Annotated in this window: 19 protein-coding genes; 11 read left to right on the plus strand and 8 right to left on the minus strand. The window is 67.0% G+C overall.

From position 1 onward, the window contains the following. From SNOV_RS21790 to ahcY, 4 genes are all read left to right on the plus strand, one after another. Positions 1 to 465, plus strand: a complete 465-nt coding sequence (locus SNOV_RS21790) for an HPr kinase/phosphorylase (RefSeq protein ID WP_013169141.1) — start codon at positions 1 to 3, stop codon at positions 463 to 465. A 191-nt stretch (positions 466 to 656) separates the two neighbouring features. Then, complete coding sequence (locus SNOV_RS21795) at positions 657 to 1,058, plus strand: PTS sugar transporter subunit IIA (protein WP_013169142.1); 402 nt, start codon at positions 657 to 659, stop codon at positions 1,056 to 1,058. Beyond that, positions 1,055 to 1,342, plus strand: a complete 288-nt coding sequence (locus SNOV_RS21800; protein WP_013169143.1) for an HPr family phosphocarrier protein — start codon at positions 1,055 to 1,057, stop codon at positions 1,340 to 1,342. Before SNOV_RS21795 ends, SNOV_RS21800 begins: the two co-directional genes overlap by 4 nt. A 132-nt stretch (positions 1,343 to 1,474) precedes the next feature. After that, on the plus strand, positions 1,475 to 2,881 hold the full coding sequence (gene ahcY, locus SNOV_RS21805) for an adenosylhomocysteinase (RefSeq protein ID WP_013169144.1): 1,407 nt from the start codon (positions 1,475 to 1,477) through the stop codon (positions 2,879 to 2,881). A gap of 55 nt (positions 2,882 to 2,936) precedes the next feature. Here the strand turns inward: ahcY and SNOV_RS21810 are convergent, their stop codons facing one another. Continuing rightward, positions 2,937 to 3,425, minus strand: coding sequence for a GNAT family N-acetyltransferase (locus tag SNOV_RS21810; protein ID WP_013169145.1), 489 nt, complete (start codon positions 3,423 to 3,425; stop codon positions 2,937 to 2,939). A gap of 116 nt (positions 3,426 to 3,541) precedes the next feature. Here SNOV_RS21810 and SNOV_RS21815 point away from each other — a divergent pair, with 116 nt between their 5' ends. After that, complete coding sequence (locus SNOV_RS21815; RefSeq protein WP_013169146.1) at positions 3,542 to 3,853, plus strand: hypothetical protein; 312 nt, start codon at positions 3,542 to 3,544, stop codon at positions 3,851 to 3,853. Between the two features lie 12 nt (positions 3,854 to 3,865). Here the strand turns inward: SNOV_RS21815 and SNOV_RS21820 are convergent, their stop codons facing one another. Continuing rightward, complete coding sequence (locus tag SNOV_RS21820) at positions 3,866 to 4,639, minus strand: ferredoxin--NADP reductase (RefSeq protein WP_013169147.1); 774 nt, start codon at positions 4,637 to 4,639, stop codon at positions 3,866 to 3,868. Between the two features lie 164 nt (positions 4,640 to 4,803). Between SNOV_RS21820 and SNOV_RS21825 the strand changes: the two genes are divergently transcribed. After that, complete coding sequence (locus SNOV_RS21825; RefSeq protein WP_013169148.1) at positions 4,804 to 5,229, plus strand: VOC family protein; 426 nt, start codon at positions 4,804 to 4,806, stop codon at positions 5,227 to 5,229. Positions 5,230 to 5,241: 12 nt separating this feature from the next. Here the strand turns inward: SNOV_RS21825 and SNOV_RS21830 are convergent, their stop codons facing one another. Continuing rightward, complete coding sequence (locus tag SNOV_RS21830; protein ID WP_041782522.1) at positions 5,242 to 6,723, minus strand: sensor domain-containing diguanylate cyclase; 1,482 nt, start codon at positions 6,721 to 6,723, stop codon at positions 5,242 to 5,244. Between the two features lie 265 nt (positions 6,724 to 6,988). Between SNOV_RS21830 and SNOV_RS21835 the strand changes: the two genes are divergently transcribed. After that, on the plus strand, positions 6,989 to 8,374 hold the full coding sequence (locus SNOV_RS21835; protein WP_013169150.1) for an aldehyde dehydrogenase family protein: 1,386 nt from the start codon (positions 6,989 to 6,991) through the stop codon (positions 8,372 to 8,374). On the opposite strand, the gene SNOV_RS21840 is transcribed toward SNOV_RS21835, so the two are convergent. Beyond that, positions 8,337 to 9,623: an Hsp70 family protein gene (locus SNOV_RS21840; protein WP_013169151.1), complete on the minus strand. Its 1,287-nt coding sequence runs from the start codon at positions 9,621 to 9,623 to the stop codon at positions 8,337 to 8,339. The genes SNOV_RS21835 and SNOV_RS21840 overlap by 38 nt on opposite strands. Before the next feature lie 365 nt (positions 9,624 to 9,988). On the opposite strand from SNOV_RS21840, the gene SNOV_RS21845 reads away from it, so the two are divergent. Then, positions 9,989 to 10,645, plus strand: a complete 657-nt coding sequence (locus tag SNOV_RS21845; RefSeq protein ID WP_013169152.1) for an exopolysaccharide biosynthesis protein — start codon at positions 9,989 to 9,991, stop codon at positions 10,643 to 10,645. A gap of 9 nt (positions 10,646 to 10,654) precedes the next feature. Here the strand turns inward: SNOV_RS21845 and SNOV_RS21850 are convergent, their stop codons facing one another. The 3 genes from SNOV_RS21850 to SNOV_RS21860 form a co-directional block, all read right to left on the minus strand. Continuing rightward, positions 10,655 to 10,861: a hypothetical protein gene (locus tag SNOV_RS21850; protein ID WP_013169153.1), complete on the minus strand. Its 207-nt coding sequence runs from the start codon at positions 10,859 to 10,861 to the stop codon at positions 10,655 to 10,657. Between the two features lie 170 nt (positions 10,862 to 11,031). Then, complete coding sequence (locus SNOV_RS21855; protein ID WP_013169154.1) at positions 11,032 to 11,283, minus strand: hypothetical protein; 252 nt, start codon at positions 11,281 to 11,283, stop codon at positions 11,032 to 11,034. 87 nt (positions 11,284 to 11,370) lie between these two features. Next, positions 11,371 to 11,619 (minus strand): hypothetical protein, encoded by a 249-nt coding sequence (locus SNOV_RS21860; RefSeq protein ID WP_041782524.1) that lies wholly within the window; start codon positions 11,617 to 11,619, stop codon positions 11,371 to 11,373. Positions 11,620 to 12,381: 762 nt separating this feature from the next. Between SNOV_RS21860 and SNOV_RS21865 the strand changes: the two genes are divergently transcribed. Then, positions 12,382 to 12,819 carry a DUF983 domain-containing protein gene (locus SNOV_RS21865; protein ID WP_013169155.1) on the plus strand — a complete coding sequence of 146 codons (438 nt, stop codon included), beginning with the start codon at positions 12,382 to 12,384 and terminating at the stop codon, positions 12,817 to 12,819. On the opposite strand, the gene SNOV_RS21870 is transcribed toward SNOV_RS21865, so the two are convergent. Continuing rightward, positions 12,802 to 13,683: a ChbG/HpnK family deacetylase gene (locus SNOV_RS21870; RefSeq protein ID WP_013169156.1), complete on the minus strand. Its 882-nt coding sequence runs from the start codon at positions 13,681 to 13,683 to the stop codon at positions 12,802 to 12,804. The genes SNOV_RS21865 and SNOV_RS21870 overlap by 18 nt on opposite strands. A 136-nt stretch (positions 13,684 to 13,819) precedes the next feature. On the opposite strand from SNOV_RS21870, the gene SNOV_RS21875 reads away from it, so the two are divergent. Both SNOV_RS21875 and SNOV_RS21880 read left to right on the plus strand, forming a co-directional pair. After that, positions 13,820 to 14,869: a glycosyltransferase family 2 protein gene (locus SNOV_RS21875; protein WP_013169157.1), complete on the plus strand. Its 1,050-nt coding sequence runs from the start codon at positions 13,820 to 13,822 to the stop codon at positions 14,867 to 14,869. Beyond that, complete coding sequence (locus SNOV_RS21880; protein ID WP_013169158.1) at positions 14,866 to 16,623, plus strand: ArnT family glycosyltransferase; 1,758 nt, start codon at positions 14,866 to 14,868, stop codon at positions 16,621 to 16,623. The genes SNOV_RS21875 and SNOV_RS21880 overlap by 4 nt, the downstream gene beginning before the upstream one ends. The last annotated feature ends 15 nt before the right edge of the window (positions 16,624 to 16,638 follow it).

Raw genomic sequence — 16,638 nt, forward strand, 5'->3', positions numbered from 1 at the left:
ATGGCAGACGAGCTGCCACCGGCCGCCACCATTCACGCCTCCTGCGTGCGGGTGGGCGCGCAGGGCGTGCTGATCCGCGGACCGTCGGGCGCCGGAAAGTCCCATCTCGCCTTCGCGCTGATCCTCGCCGGCCGTTCCGGCCTCGTGCCGCCGGCAGAGTTGGTTGCCGATGACCGCGTCGTGCTGACGCGGCGCGGGACGCGGCTTTTCGCCGCCGCGCCGCACAATCTCGCCGGCCTTATCGAGATAAGGGGCGCCGGCCTCAGGCGGCTACCGCCTCTTGCCGAGGCGGCGGTCGACCTTGTCGTCGATCTCGGGGCGCCGGACGCCGCCCGGCTGCCGCCACCGGAGGCGCTGCGCACGCAGATCGAGGGAGTGGAGATCGAACGCCTGCCGGTGTTTACCGGGGGTGATCCGCTGCAGCAGGTGCTGGCGCTGCTGCTCACCGGGCCGGCCCTGAGCTGAGCAAGGATGTGCGTGGCAAGCGCAGGGTGCCCACGGCAAGGTGTCGACGGTTTTTCCCCAGCGGCACTTGCCATTCGTGTGCGGTGCAACGATGATGTGCGCCCCGCGAAGGGGGCGGGCGGATCGGCGATCTTGGGCGCCCCCGCAAAAGAATGTGCAAGTCGCGCCGGATGGGCGCGCGGCGGAGCAGGATGATAGGCCTCGTACTTGTAACGCACGGACGCCTTGCCAGCGAGTTCCGTGCCGCGCTCGAACACGTGATGGGACCGCAATCCCAGATCGAGACGATCACCATCGGTCCGGATGACGACATCGAGCGGCGGCGCCTCGACATCGTCGAGGCGGTCGCTGCGGTGAACAGCGGCGAGGGCGTCGTCATCCTCACCGACATGTTCGGCGGCACGCCCTCCAACCTCGCCATCTCGGTCATGACCTCGCCCGATATCGAGGTGGTCGCCGGCATCAATCTGCCCATGCTGGTCAAGCTCGCCACCGTGCGCGCCGAGGTGCCGATGCCCGAGGCGGTGGCGCAGGCGCAGGAGGCGGGGCGCAAATACATCAATATCGCCAGCCGCGTGCTGGCGGGGAAATGACCGTGACGATGACCGCGGTCCGGCGCGAACTCGCCATCCTCAACAAGCGTGGCCTGCATGCGCGCGCCTCTGCCAAGTTCGTTCAGACGGTCGAGCGCTTCAATGCCGAGGTGCGCGTCACCCGCGCCGGCGAGACCGTGGGCGGCACCTCCATCATGGGGCTGATGATGCTCGCCGCCGCGCCCGGCACCAGCATCCTGGTCGAGGCCAGCGGGCCGGACGCGCAGGCGGCGCTCGAGGCGCTCGACGCGCTCGTCGCCGACCGCTTCGGCGAGGGCGAATAAACCTCGCGCCATAGGCTGCGACTGTCACATAAAGACATCTTTATATCGTTATTGTGTTTCCCTGGCCGGGCTGCTATCACCCGGCAAGCTCATCCGCGCGAGCTGCGCGCCAAGGCAGAAGGGACGCCGCACATGGCCATCGCCAGCGACTACATCGTCAGGGACATCGGCCTCGCCGATTTCGGCCGCAAGGAGATCGACCTCGCCGAGACCGAGATGCCGGGCCTGATGGCCATCCGCGCCGAATACGGCCCGTCGCAGCCGCTGAAGGGCGCGCGCATCGCCGGCTCGCTGCACATGACCATCCAGACCGCGGTGCTGATCGAGACGCTGAAGGCGCTCGGCGCCGATGTGCGCTGGGTGTCGTGCAACATCTTCTCGACCCAGGACCATGCCGCCGCCGCCATCGCCGCCGCCGGCACGCCGGTCTTCGCCTTCAAGGGCGAGACGCTGACCGAATACTGGGACTTCACCGCCAAGCTGTTCGACTGGCACGGCGGCGGTGTCCCGAACATGATCCTCGACGACGGCGGCGACGCCACCATGCTCGTGCATCACGGCCTGCGCGCCGAGAACGGCGACACGGCGTTCCTCGACAAGGCGGAGTCCGAGGAAGAGGTGATCTTCTTCGCCCTGATCAAGAAGCTGCTGGCCGAGAAGCCGAAGGGCTGGTTCGCCGAGGTCGCCAAGTCGATCAAGGGCGTCTCGGAAGAGACCACCACGGGCGTGCACCGGCTCTACAAGCTCGCCGAGCAGGGCAAGCTGCTGTTCCCGGCGATCAACGTGAACGACAGCGTCACCAAGTCAAAGTTCGACAACCTCTATGGCTGCCGTGAATCGCTGGTCGACGCCATTCGCCGCGGCACCGACGTGATGCTGGCCGGCAAGGTCGCCTTCGTCGCCGGCTTCGGCGATGTCGGCAAGGGTTCGGCCGCCTCGCTGCGCCAGGCCGGCGCGCGCGTCATCGTCTCCGAGGTCGATCCGATCTGCGCCCTGCAGGCGTCGATGGAAGGCTATGAGGTGGCGACCATCGAGGACGCCTTCTCCCGCGCCGACATCTATGTCACCGCCACCGGCAACCGCGACATCATCACCGTCGACCATATGCGGCAGATGAAGGACCGGGCGATCGTCTGCAACATCGGCCACTTCGACAACGAGATTCAGGTCGCCGGCCTGAAGAATTTCAAGTGGAACAACATCAAGCCGCAGGTGGACGAGATCGAGTTCCCGTCCGGCAACCGCATCATCCTGCTGTCGGAAGGCCGTCTGGTGAACCTCGGCAACGCCATGGGCCACCCGTCCTTCGTGATGTCGTCCTCCTTCTCCAACCAGACGCTCGCCCAGATCGAGCTCTGGGCGAACCCCGGCAAATACGAGAAGAAGGTCTACACCCTGCCGAAGTTCCTCGACGAGAAGGTCGCCGCGCTGCACCTGGAAAAGCTCGGCGTGAAGCTGACCAAGCTGCGTCCCGAGCAGGCCGATTATATCGGCGTGCCGGTCGAGGGCCCGTTCAAGCCGGACCACTATCGGTATTGATCGACATCGATCCACGACGGAAAAGGGCGCCCTCGCGGCGCCCTTTTTTGTGGCCTCACAGTTCCTTCTGCATCAGCACCAGATCGAGCCGGTTCCCGAACTTTATGCCGATGCCGGGCATGTAGGCGCTCTGCACGAAGCCGAGCTTCGTATGCAGCGCCAGCGAGGCCTCGTTGCCGGCGGTGATGCCGCCGATCATCACCTTCTTGCCGATCGCACGCGCCGGCTCGAACAGAGCCTCGACGAGCCGGCGCCCCAGCCCGCGACCCTGCGCATGCTCGGCCACATAGACCGAATGCTCGACGCTGATGCGGAAGCCCTCGAAGGGGCGGAAATCGCCGAAGCTGGCATAGCCGAGCACCTCGCCGGCCTCCTCGGCGACGATGACCGGATAGGACTTGGCCTGCCGGTCGCGCAGCCAGCCGAGCCGGCCGGAAAGATCGGTCGGGGTGTCGTTCCAGATCGCCGTCGAGTTCAGCACCGCGTAATTGTAGATGGCGAGGATGCCGGGCAGGTCGGCGTCGACGGCGTCGCGTAGCATCATGGTGTTCACCTTACGCGGGCAGGCCGCTATTTTCCACGCCCGCCGCTGGCATGACGCTCCCGCCTCCCCATATCCAACTTTCGCGGCGCTGCCGCTGAGGAGGAAAGACCAAGGCAATGAGCTCGACCGATCCCTTCGATCGCATGCGTTTCACCGTCCGCCGGGTGAGTTGGTGGCAGGTGGCGCTCGTCGTGGCCGTTGCGCTGGCCATCGGCACCGCATTGGCGGTGGTGGCGGCGAGCGTGTTCCTCGTTGTCTTCCCCATCGTGGTGATCGCCGGCCTCGCCTATCGCCTGTTCGGCGGGCGCAAGCGCGCCGGCACCGAAGCGGGGCCGACCATCATCGACGCCGAATACCGCGTATTGTCGCCGGAAGAGGCGGCGCGGGCGGACGAGGAACGCTGGGATCCGGACCGGCGCCTGCGCTGAGGCGCGGCTGCCTCACTTCTCGACGAAGGCCTTCTCGATCACGAAGTCGCCCGGCTCGGTGGTCGAGCCTTCCTCGAAGCCCTTGTCCTTCAGGATCACGCGCATGTCGTCGAGCAGCTGCGGGCTGCCGCACAGCATGATGCGGTCGTCCTCCTTGCTGAGCGGCGGCAGGTCGAGGTCCTGGAACAGCTTGCCCGACGTGATCAGGTCGGTGATGCGGCCCTGATTGTGGAAGGGCTCGCGCGTCACGGTGGGGTAGTAGACCAGCTTCTCCAGCACCAACTCGCCGAAATACTCGTTCTGCGGCAGCTCCTCCTCGATCAGCTCGCGATAGGCGAGCTCGGCGACGGTGCGCACGCCGTGGACGAGGATGACCTTCTCGTAGTTCTCGTAGGTCTCCGGGTCCTTGATCAGGCTGAGGAAGGGCGCGAGCCCCGTGCCGGTGGCCAGCAGGTAGAGCCGGCGGCCGGGCACCAGATAGTCCACCAGCAGCGTGCCGGTCGGCTTGCGCCCGACGATGATCTCGTCGCCCACCTTCAGATGCTGTAGCCGCGAGGTGAGCGGGCCGTTCGGCACCTTGATGGAGAAGAACTCCATCGTCTCCTCGTAATTGGCGCTGGCGATGGAATAGGCGCGCAGCAGCGGCTTGCCGTCGACCGGGAGGCCGATCATCACGAACTGCCCGTTCTTGAAGCGCAGCGCGGGGTCGCGCGTGGTGGTGAAGGTGAACAGGTTGTCCGTCCAGTGGTGCACGGACAGGACGCGCTCGTGATGGAGATTGCTCATTTACAATCCATATAAGTGGAAACTTCCGAACAAACTGGAAGTCCATGTAGTTCCGGGCGCCCGGTTTACTGCGCATTCGGTCCGCTGTCGACCCTTGCTTGCGTGCTGACGCGCTATGGAAAGAACATGTGTAGCTCGGGCTCGGCCGGCCATGAGGAGGATCAATGTTCAGCCACATCAATCTCGGCGCGCGGGATCTTGCGCGGATGACCGCCTTCTACGACGCCGTGCTGGCCCCGCTCGGCCTCGTGCGGGTCGATGTCGAGGACGATGGCGGCCCGGCCGGCGCGATGTGGACCCTGCCCGGCCAGCACTGGCCGCAATTCTTCGTGCAGCTGCCGTTCAACGGCCTGCCCGCCACCTGGGGCAACGGCACGCAGGTGAGTTTCGCCGCGCCATCGCCGGCGGCGGTGGATGCCGCTTGGCAGGCCCTCGTCGACAATGGCGGCGTCGACGAAGGCGAGCCGGGCCTGCGGCCGAACTACGCGCCGGACTATTACGGCGCCTATGGCCGCGACCCGGAAGGCAACAAGCTGTGCTTCGTGCACATGGCCGAGCTGGAGCATCTGACGGTGCGGGCGGGGGCGTGAGAGCCTGCGGGTTCAGCGCGCGATATCGCTGTTGCGCTTGGCCTCGTACATCAGCGCGTCGGCCCGCTTGACCACCACTTCGAGCCGCTCGCCCGGCGTGCTGGTCGCCATGCCGATCGAAAGGCTCAGCGTCGAGGCGGAATAGAACTGGTTGTTGAGCACCACGAGCTGGGTGATGTTCTCCATCACCGCCAGCCCGCCATCCTCGTCGACGCCCGGCAGCAGCACGGCGAACTCGTCGCCGCCGATGCGGGCGGCGCAGTTGGGCTTGTCGATGGCCTTGCCCAGCACTTCGCCCGCGCGGCGCAGCAGCGTGTCACCGGCGGCGTGGCCGAGCTGGTCGTTGACCTGCTTCAAATCGTTCAGGTCGATCATGATGACGGTGACCGGGAACGGACCGCGCCGCTCCAGCCGGTTCAATTCGTCGACATAGAAGGAGCGATTGTAGAGCTTGGTCAGCACGTCGTGCTTGCCGAGATATTCGAGATAGGCCTCGGCCTTCTTGCGTGCGGTAATGTCGGTGAGCGCCACCTGCACCAGCGACCAGTCGTGCTCGTGGCCCGGCAGCACCGAGAATTGCAGGTGCACGTGCAGCTCGTCGCCGCCGAGCGTGTAGTTCACCACCTCGCGCGCGTGGAACAGCTTGCCGTTCCACAGATCGATCAGTTGCTCGCGGAAATGGCGCTGCATGTCCTCGCGGAATACGCTCGCCGTGTCGGCGATAAGCTGCGTCTTGCTGTCGGCGCCGAACATTTCCAGCGTGTGCTGGTTGACGTCGATGATGCGGATCTCGCTGATGCAGCGCTGGACGAATTCCGGGTGCACGTCGGTGAAGACGCGGAAATCGGAGATGCCGCGCAGGCGCACATCGTCCATCAGCTGCTTGATGGTGGAGAAGTCCTCGACCCACAGCGACACCGGCGAATGCTGGAACAGGCCCTGCGCATATTCCTCGGCGCGGGCGGCCTGCCGGCGGGCCGTCTCGCGCTCGGTGACGTCCTCGGCGGAGAGCAGCACGCGCTCGAGCGTCTCCTCATGGCCGGGCAGGACGAGGCCCTTGAGCTGGATGTCGAGGCGCTGGCCGCTCAGCGTGTAGTTGACGGCCTGGCTGGCGAAGCTGGTGTAGCCGTCCCAGAGCTGCGCCAGCTCCTCGATATGGGTCTTCAGCATATCGCCGCGGAACACCTTGTCGAGATTGTCGACGAGGTGGTCGAGGCTGTCGGCCTCGAACAGGCTCAGCGTGCGCTGGTTGACCTTCAGCACCTTGATGCGCTGCGAACATTCCGCCACCCGCTCGGGCCGGCCGCGCAGATGGTCGCGCAGAGAGGAGACGCCCTGCGCCCGCCAATGGTCGAACAGCTGCTTGACGCCGCTGAAGTCCTCCAGCCAGAGCGAGATCGGCGCCAGCTCGAACATCTCGACATGGTCGCTGGCCGAGGCCGGAGCGTCCACCTCGTCTTCCAGCTGCGGCATCGTCGTCTTACTCGGCTTCATGATGGACCACGCCAGCCCACGCTGGGGGAGTGTTCGCGACGGCACGCTGATGGCGGCTCGGGAAACGCGGGTTCGATAGGCAGGACGCCACTAGATGGGATAAGACCATTTAGTCCGATTTTCGATGTAACCTAAGCGAGATTCGTTGCTACCGCAAATATCATGCGCCGGAGGGGGCGAGCCTCCTGATAGACCTATCCGTCACCTCCAGGCTATATCCTTCCACTATTCCGGGTGCCCGTCGAGGCACCGTGCGCGGTGAACCATGAGCGACATTGTCTGCATTTCCCCGATCGACGGTTCCGAGCTTGTCCGTCGCCCGGCGGCCACCGAGGCAGCGCTGGCGCAGGCGCTGGAGGCCGCCCGCGCGGCGCAGCGCGAATGGCTGAAGGTGCCGATCGCGGAACGGTCCGCCTACGTGCTGCGCTTCCTCGACGCCATGCTGGCGATGAACCAGGAGATCGTGCCCGAGCTCGCCCAGCAGATGGGCCGGCCGGTGCGCTATGGCGGCGAGTTCCGCGGTTTCGAGGAGCGCGTGCGCTATGTCGTCGACATGGCCGAGGATGCGCTCGCGCCCGTCGTGCCGCATGACGAGCGCCCCGGCTTCACCCGCTATATCCGCCGTGACCCGCTCGGCATCGTGCTGGTGGTGGCGCCGTGGAACTACCCCTACCTCACAGCGGTCAACACCATCGCCCCCGCGCTGATCGCCGGAAACGCCGTGCTGCTCAAGCATGCCGCCCAGACCATCCTCGTCGGCGAGCGCTTCCAGATGGCGATGGACCGGGCCGGCCTGCCGAAGGGCCTGTTCGCCAATCTCGTGCTCACCCATGATCAGACGTCAAAGCTGATCGGCTCGGACGCGGTCGACTTCGTCAACTTCACCGGCTCGGTGGAGGGCGGCAGAGCTATCGAGCGCGCGGCGGCCGGCACCTTCACCCCGCTCGGGCTGGAGCTCGGCGGCAAGGACCCGGCCTATGTGCGGGCCGACGCCGATTTCGACTTCACCGTCGAGAACCTCGTCGACGGCGCCTTCTACAATTCAGGCCAGTGCTGCTGCGGCATCGAGCGCATCTATGTGCAGGAGAGCCTGTACGACCGCTTCGTCGACAGCTTCGTGGCGCTGACCGGCAAATACGTGCTCGGCAACCCGCTCGACGATGCCACCACCCTCGGCCCGATGGCTCAAGGCCGTTTCGCCGAGCTGATCCGCCGGCAGACGGCGGAGGCGGTGGCCAAGGGCGCGAAGGCCCATCTCGACCCCGCCGCCTTCCCGGCCAACCGCGAGGGCACGCCCTATCTCGCCCCGCAGGTGCTGACCGGCGTCGACCATTCCATGTCGGTGATGCGGGAGGAGAGCTTCGGCCCGGTCGTCGGCATCATGAAGGTGAAGGACGACGACGAGGCGCTGAAGCTGATGAATGACAGCGTCTATGGCCTCACCGCCTCGATCTGGACCGCCGACCTCGAGGCGGCCGAGCGGATCGGCGGCGAGGTCGAGACCGGCACCGTCTTCATGAACCGCTGCGACTATCTCGATCCGGGCCTTGCCTGGACGGGGGTGAAGGAGACCGGACGCGGCGCCTCGCTGTCGCGCATCGGCTTCGAGATGCTCACGCGGCCGAAATCCTTCCACCTGCGGCACGGGTGAGCGCGCCATAGCGCCGCGCCGCCTCGATGGCGAGGCCGGTGCCGACCGAGCCGAACGTGTCGCCCTCGACCACCCGCGCCTGCGGCACCGCCGCGCGGATCGCCGCGCGTACGTGGACGAGCCGGGTCGAGCCGCCGGTGAGGAACAGCGCGTCGATGTCGTCGGCCTTCAGCCCGGCCTGATCAAGGCAGATGCCGACGCGCGCGGCGATGCGCTCGGCCAGCGCCCTCGTGTGCGCCACCAGTTCCTCCGGCGTGATGCCGACCGACAGGCCGGCCTCCAGCCAGCCCAGGTCGACCTCGGCGCGGGCGGTCTCGGCCAGCGCGATCTTCGCCCCTTCGGCCTCCATCGCCAGCGTGTGGCCGCGCTGTTCCTCGATCACCCTTATCAGCCGCTCGACCAGTTCCGGCTTCGCCGCTTCGCGCCGCACCTCGTTGAGCTCGCGCACGGTCTTGGCGGTGTAGAGCCGGTTGATGCTCGACCAGGTCGCCAGCTCGTGGAAATAGCCGCTCGGCACGTCGCGGCCGGGACGCTTCATCGGGCTGCGATAGCCGATGAGCGGCATCAGCGTGCCGAGGCTGAGATGCCGGTCGACATCGGTGCCGCCGATGCGCACGCCGTCATTGGCGAGGATGTCGCCGGCGCGGTCCGCCTTCGCCCGGCGCGCCGGGCCGAGCCGGACGATGGAGAAGTCGGAGGTGCCGCCGCCGATATCGGCGATCAGCGCCATCTCCTCGCCCGTCACCCGCTGCTCGTAGTCGAGCGCGGCGGCGATGGGCTCGTACTGGGTCGAGACGTCGCGGAAGCCGAGCGAGGTGGCAATGGCGCGCAGCGCGTCCTCGGCCTTGGCATTGGCCGCCGCGTCGTCGTCGACGAAGAATACCGGCCGGCCGAGCACCACCTCGTCGAGCTCGGCACCGATATCGGCCTCGGCGCGCTGCTTCACCGCGCCGATATAGTCGGCGATCACGTCGCGGAAGCCGATGGCGCGGCGGCCGATCTGCGTCTTCTCGTCGATCAGCGCGCTGCCGAGCACGGCCTTGAGGCTGCGCATCAGCCGCCCGTCCTCGCCGCCGACATAACGCGCCATGGCGGCACGGCCGATGGTGAGCACGCCCCGGCGGTCGTAGAAGACGGCGCTCGGCACCGTGTCCTTGCCGTCCTCCAGCGCCGCCAATGCCGGGGCGCCATCGCGCCAGATCCCCAGCGTGGTGTTGGAGGTGCCGAAATCGAGGCCGCAGAACGCCATGCCGAACTCCCGCGCAGTCGAGGGTCCCGCGAAGGGCGCCCGAAGGGGCGCCTTCCTAGAGGCTTCGGGCCGCGGCATCAACTGACATCATGTTGACGGCGCGCGCGGCACGGGCCACAGCTTGGCGCGAACCATATGGGGGATATTTCCGTGACGATGCATGACTGGACGATGAAGCACTCGATCGCCGCGGTGGTGATCCTCCTGATCGCGGTGGGCGCCTTCCTGTTCAGCTGGACCTGACGCCGCGGCGACGTATTCCCCCGCTTCCTTCTGGCCTTTGTCACATTCAGCGCCTATCTGACGCGGAAGGCCCTTCCGCAACGGGCCGCCTTGTGATCCCCCCGGGAGGAGTAGCGTCCGCCGTGCTGTCCAATTCGCCGACCGACGAGAACGCCGATCCGGCTGGCGGGCTGCACGACGCGTCGCGGCTGTCCGACGTGCTGACCCGGATCGCCAATGATCCGAAGCGCGATCGCATCGCGGTGGGCGATTTCCTCAGGGCCATGCAGGAGCGCGCCTTCGGGCCGCTGATGCTGATCTTCGCGCTGCCCAACGTGCTGCCGACGCCGCCGGGCACCTCTTCCGTGCTCGGTGCGCCGCTGGTGTTCCTGGCGGCGCAGCTCGCGCTCGGCCGATCGCCCTGGCTGCCGCCGATCATCGCGCGGCGTTCCATCGCCCGGAAGGATTTCGCCGCCTTCGTCGGCAAGGCCACGCCCTGGCTCGCCAAGGCCGAGCGCCTGCTTCAGCCGCGCCTCGGCGCGCTGGCGCATCCGCCGGCGGAATATATCGTCGGGCTGGTGTGCTTCGTCCTGTCGGTGGTGCTGGTGCTGCCCATCCCGCTCGGCAACATGCTGCCGGCGCTGGCCATCTGCATCATGGCGCTGGGCATTCTCGAGCGCGACGGGATCTGGATCCTCGTCGGCATGGCGATCGCGCTCACCTCGCTCGGCGTGGTGTCCGGCGTCGTCTGGGCCTTCGTGAAGGCGTCGCTTTTCGTCATCCACAGCGTGCTGGGCTGACGGCCCGGCTCACCCGGTGGCGCGGGCGCTCTCCAGCGCACGGCTGAGCATTTCCAGGCATTCGCGGGCCTGCTCATGGCCGGTCTCGTCGCCACGCAGGCGCAGGGCCAGGTCGCGCAGGTCGCGTATGGCGACGTCGACGGCGGTGAACAGGTCGATGTCGAGCTCGGGCTCGGGCGCCGCGACGCGGGCGGGGAACGGAATGACGTTACTCATCTCAAACTGAAGACTCGTGTGCGCGAATCGCCAATGGCGGCGTTGCGGAACGATGCCCTCAATTGGTTAACGCCCCCTCCCATTACCGCGACGGCCCGCTCTCCGGGAAGAGAGCGGGCCGCGACGGACGGACACGGTGGGGGAGGGAGCCGGGTCCGCCCGGCCTCGCGTCAGCGGTGGCGGTCCTGACGCTCGGCGTTCTCGATGGCGCGCTCGGCATTGGCGGCGATGCCGTTCTGCACGCTCACCGCGGCGTTGCGGCCTTCGACGAGGGCGGGCGCCCTGAAGGCGGACGCGCTGGCGATCGCGGCTTTGTAGCCGGCGACTTCCGCCGGATCGCGCACCTCGGCGGCATGGGCGCCGGAGAAGGCAGCGAGAGAGACGATGGCCGACAGGATGGCGGCGGTAGCGAACTTGGTCATGATGGCAAATCCTTCGTTGGGATCAGCCCCTTGCGGGCTGGACGATTTCAGGAAGCCGGTGGGCGATGCGCCGCGCCGGCGGTCGGGTCAGCGGCGGACCTGACGCTCGGCGTTTTCGATAGCGCGCTCGGCGTTGGCGGCGATGCCGCTCCGCGCGCTCACGGTGGCATTGCGGCCTTCGACGACGGCGGGCGCCCTGAAGGCGGACGCGCTGGCGATGGCGGCCTTGTAGCCGGCGACTTCCGCCGGATCGCGCACCTCGGCGGCATGGGCGCCCGAGAGAGTGGCGAGAGAGATGAAGGCCGACAGGATGGCGGCGGTGCTGGTCTTGGTCATTGCGGTCTCTCCTTGTTTCGACCCTCGCCCCGCTATCGGGTCCGAAGGCGTTGGATCTTGGCGCCGGCGGTGACTGCCGGCTCGGTGTGGAAATATGTATCTCACACGATCTAATCGGTGACGATACACAATTGCGCATGGCTGCCATGCGAACGATCGATAGCGATTAGATCGTGTGCGATTTTCTTAAGAGGTGTCCGCTGGGAAGCGATCCGAATGGGGCTCGCGCGTGGCCAACTTGGGAATGACGCTACCGCGGTCGGGCCGTCATCCCCGGGCTTGACCCGGGGATCCACGACTTGCCGGATGCGCCGAGATGTACCGAAGGCGTGGATGGCCGGGCCAAGCCCGGCCATGACGACGCTTCAGGCGTCCGCCGACTACAGAATTACATGCACGTTTGGGCGGGGTTCCAGGCACGCAGTCGCCAGCGCAACGGGAGTGCCTTCGCGACAGACTTTCAATCCCGATGACCGTCATCCTTAGGTGCCCGGCGTCAGCCGGGCCTCGAAGGATGCTCATCAGGATGCGCTGTAGCGACCATCCTTCGAGGCTCGCGCAGCCTGTCCTCGGGCTTGCCGTAGGCAAGACCCGTGGGCTCGCACCTCAGGATGACGGTGCATTGTGGGAGAGGCGAAGAACCCGCTTTCTCCGGGTCTGGCCACCCCCATCAATATACAGTCAATATGCATTCAATACTTCATTGTATTGACATTGTATGCTTTCAATTCCATATATTGATCGCATTCAGGAGACGCCGCCATGCTTGCCCGCGCCCCGACCGAGACCGCCGCCCAGGACTATCCCAAGCTCTCGCCCTTCGAGTGCGGCATACGCGGGCGCTGCCCGCGCTGCGGCCAGGGACATCTGTTCAACGGCTTCCTGACATTGGCGCCGCGCTGCGAGGTCTGCGGGCTCGACTATTCCTTTGCCGACCCGGCGGACGGCCCGGCCTTCTTCGTCATCTGCTTCGTCTGCGTTCCGGCGGTGATCTTCGGCCTTTGGCTGGAGGTCGCGTTCCAGGTGCCCTACTGGGTCCACCTGATCACGACGCTGCCGGTGCTGCTCATCACCTGCATCCCGCCGCTGCGGCCGCTGAAGGGGTGGCTCGTCGCCAGCCAGTACTATTACAAGGCCGAGGAAGGTCGCCTCATCATGGTCGACCCGCCGGCCGCGCCCGGCTCAGCCCCGCACAACTGACCTCTCGCCCGTCTCGGCGAAGCGCGCCGGTTGTACGCCGGCTGCCGCCATATCCTCCCCGCACGCGTCCGAGCCGAGATAGGCGAGTTCCCATTCGCGCGGCTCCAGCAGCGGATCGAGCGCGCGCAATTCCTCGTCGACCACGCCCGGATGGCAGTGGACGAGGATGCGCTCCCCCGGTCCGGCCAGCGCCGCGCGGAAGACCTCGCGATAGGGCGGCTCGGGCATGAAGCCGTAGAGCCCGCGAAAGCTGTCATTGCTGACAATGCCCGCCTTCGCCGCGGCCTGCGCCGTGCCGGCGCCGAGCGTGCCCACGATAATTGCCTTCCTGAAACCGATGCCACGCCGGCGTGCCCGGGCCGCCGGCTCCGAGCAGTTGCGCAGCCAGGGCAGCCGGCCGGCATAGCGCGCGCTCAATTCCGCGATGACGATGTCGCGTATGCCCGGCAGCGCGTGCGCGTGCTGGTGGCCGTCGAGGAAATCCGGCGGCGCGTCCCATTCTTCCTCGAAGGCGTCGAGCTGCGCGCGCAGTTCATCCCGTATCGCCGGACGCGGCAGGACGCCGGCAAGCGCGCGCAGCGCCAATGCGCCGATTTCAGGCAGCCTTCCGTCGCGCGCCAGCCCCCTGGCGGGGGAGAGCGGACGCTGCCCGGTCAGGGTGAAATGCAGGCCGATATCCGCCGGATGGGCGCGCGCCAGTGCGCGCAGCCCCTCGGCGCGGCGGCGCCAGGCGGGCATCCCGGTCATCGCGCCTGTGGCGGAAAGCCTGCCCTTCTCGATCAGGGTCTCGATGGCGTCGCAAACGCCCGTGCTCAAGCCGTAATCGTCGGCGCAAATTACTATGGATTTGCGGTACTCATACACGGGTATTGGCGAGCCCAACAATTATCACAATCAGACCATACGTCATCATGCGCTCCTGAGAAGCAGAAATCATCCTAAGAATTAGGAAGGTGCCTGCCGCTCCGGCAGGTGTGGAAGTAAAACTGGCGTCGACAGCATGACGAATTCTTCCCCAAGGTCACTTCACCTGATATCGGTCGTCGTCCCCGTCTATAACGAGGCGAGCTGCCTCGAGGCGCTGCACGCCCGGCTGAGCGCCGTGCTGGATCACCATCCCGACGTGCAGCGCGAGTTCATCTTCGTCGACGACGGCAGCCGCGACGGCAGCTTCGATATGCTGGTGGAATTGGGTCGCCGCGATCCCGCCGTCAAGGCGCTGCGCTTCGCCCGCAACTTCGGCAAGGAATCGGCGATGGCCGCCGGCCTGCGCGCCGCGGTGGGCGACATCGTCGTGCTGATGGATTCCGACCTGCAGCATCCGCCGGAGGTCATTCCGCAGATGATCGAGCGCTGGCAGGACGGCGCGCAGATGGTCATCGCCGTGCGCCGCTCGCGCACCACCGATCCGCTCGGCCGGCGCCTTTTCACCCGCGGCTTCTATCATTTCTTCCGCGCGCTCTGTGAGGTCGACATCCCGGAAGGGGCGGGCGACTTCCGCCTGTTCGACCGCCGTGTGGTCGACGCCATCAACGCCCTGCCGGAGCGCAACCGCTTCATGAAGGGCATCACCAGCTGGGTCGGCTTCCGTCAGGAGGAGATCGAGTTCGAGGTGGCCGAGCGCGCCGGCGGCGTCAGCTCCTTCTCGACGCTGCGCCTGCTGCGCTACGCCATAGACGGGCTGTCCTCCTTCTCCATGGTGCCGCTGCGCGTCTGGTCGCTGGCCGGCGTCATCCTCGCCGGCCTGTCCGGCCTCTACGGGATCTACATCCTCGGCGAGGTGCTGGTGCTTGGCGTGCGCACGCCGGGCTTCCCGACGATCATGGTGAGCATGCTGTTCGTCTCCGGCGTGCAACTCATCAGCCTCGGCGTCATCGGCGAATATGTCGGGCGCATCTTCACCGAGGTGAAGCACCGCCCGCTCTACCTCGTCGCCGACGAGGTCGGCTTCGCGCCTCCGACGGCTCTTCCTCCCTCCGCCCAATCTCTTTCCGCTCATGCCGGCGACCGGCATGTCCCCTCGCTCGTGCCCGACGGTTTCGCCTCGTGATCTCACGCATATCGGCTTCTCCCGCGGCGGCCGAATGGCCCGCCCTCCTCGTCGGGCGCGCCTGGCGCTCCGCGGTGCTCGGGCGCGTCGCCAGCATCGGCCTGTTCGCCGTCATCGCCGCGTGGATCGTGCTGAGCTTCCGCGACTACGGCATCAGCAATGACGAGCCGGTGCAGCACACCTACGGGCAATTGCTGCTCGCCTGGTACGCCAGCGGCTTCACCGACGACCGGGCCTTCCACTACATCAACCTCTATCTCTATGGCGGGCTGTTCGACCTGATCGCGGCGGGGCTGGAGCCCTATGTGCCGCTGCCGCTCTATGAGTGGCGGCACCTGCTCTCCGCCGGTTTCGGATTCGTCGGGCTGATCGGCGTGTGGCGCCTCGCCAAGCTGCTCAGCGGCGAGAAGGCCGGCATCCTCGCCGTGCTCATGCTGGCCTTCACCGGCATGTATGGCGGGGCGATGTTCACCCACACCAAGGACGTGCCCTTCGCCGCCGCCATGGCGTGGAGCCTCTATTTCATCACCGCCTGCGTGGTGCAGCTCCCAGTGGCGCCGAGCTGGCGCGCCGCCCTCGGGCTCGGCGTCTCCATCGGCTGCGCCCTCGGCCTGCGGGTCGGCGGCGTGTTCGGGGTGTTCTACCTGGTGCTGACCATCGCGGCGGCGACGCTGGTGTTCCGCGACATCCGCCTGCCGCTGCGGGTGCTGCCACGCCTTATCGCCGCCGCGGCGGTCTCCTTCGCCATCACCGCGCTCGCCTGGCCGTGGTCGATGCTGCCCCCGACCAACCTGTTCGCGGCGATGGGGGCGTTCAACAACTTCACCTTCGACCTCAGCACGCTGTTCAACGGCAAGCTGGTGCCGATCGGCCAGGTGCCGCCGACCTACATGTCGGAATATCTGCTGATCAAGCTGCCGGAGATCACGCTGCTCGGCCTCTTCGCTGCGCTGGCGATGGCGGGTGTCTCGGGCGTGCGGCTCGTGCTCGCCCACCGCACTACGCAGGCGACGCAGCTTCATCCGCGCCGGCTGATCGGCTATCTGCCGCTGCTGCTGGCGGTGTTCGTGCCGATCGTCTTCACGCTCACCGACGATCCGCCGCTCTATAACGGCATCCGCCATTTCCTCTTCGTGCTGCCGCCGGTGACGGTGCTGGCCGCGCTCGGCCTGCAGGCGGCGTGGCGCCACCTGTGGCGGCGCTCCCACGTGCTCGGCCTCGGCTTCGCCACCGCGGCGCTGGCAATTGTCACCTTTAATGCCACCACCTTCCTGCGCCTGCATCCTTACGAATATGTCGCCTATAACCAGCTCGTCGGCGGCACCGCCGGTGCGTGGGGCCGGTTCGAGGGCGACTATTGGTCGACCAGCCTGCGCGAGGCGGCGCTGGCCCTGCGCCACAGCCTGGAACAGGAGGGCCATCCGCCCGGTCGCCGCTACAAGGTGGCGGTCTGCGCCGAGGACGTGCAGGCCTCGACCTATCTCGGGCCGGATTTCGACATGGTCGACGACTGGGACGCCGCCGACTTCCTCATGACCGCCCGCAACACCGGCTGCGACGACGCGCCGGGCCTCGCCTATGCGACGGTGAGCCGGATGGGCGTCCCGCTTGCCACCACGCTGGATATGCGCCTGCGCCATGCACCGCTCGAGACGCCACTGCCGGCCGGCAAGGACACTCCCGGCTTCGACCTGAATGCCCCGGCGGTATCGCTGAAGGATGGCGGCCCGCAGGTGGCCAAGGCGAAGCCATAGAGTTGGCCGTAAGGA

Source organism: Ancylobacter novellus DSM 506 (genome assembly GCF_000092925.1).
GTDB lineage: Bacteria > Pseudomonadota > Alphaproteobacteria > Rhizobiales > Xanthobacteraceae > Ancylobacter > Ancylobacter novellus.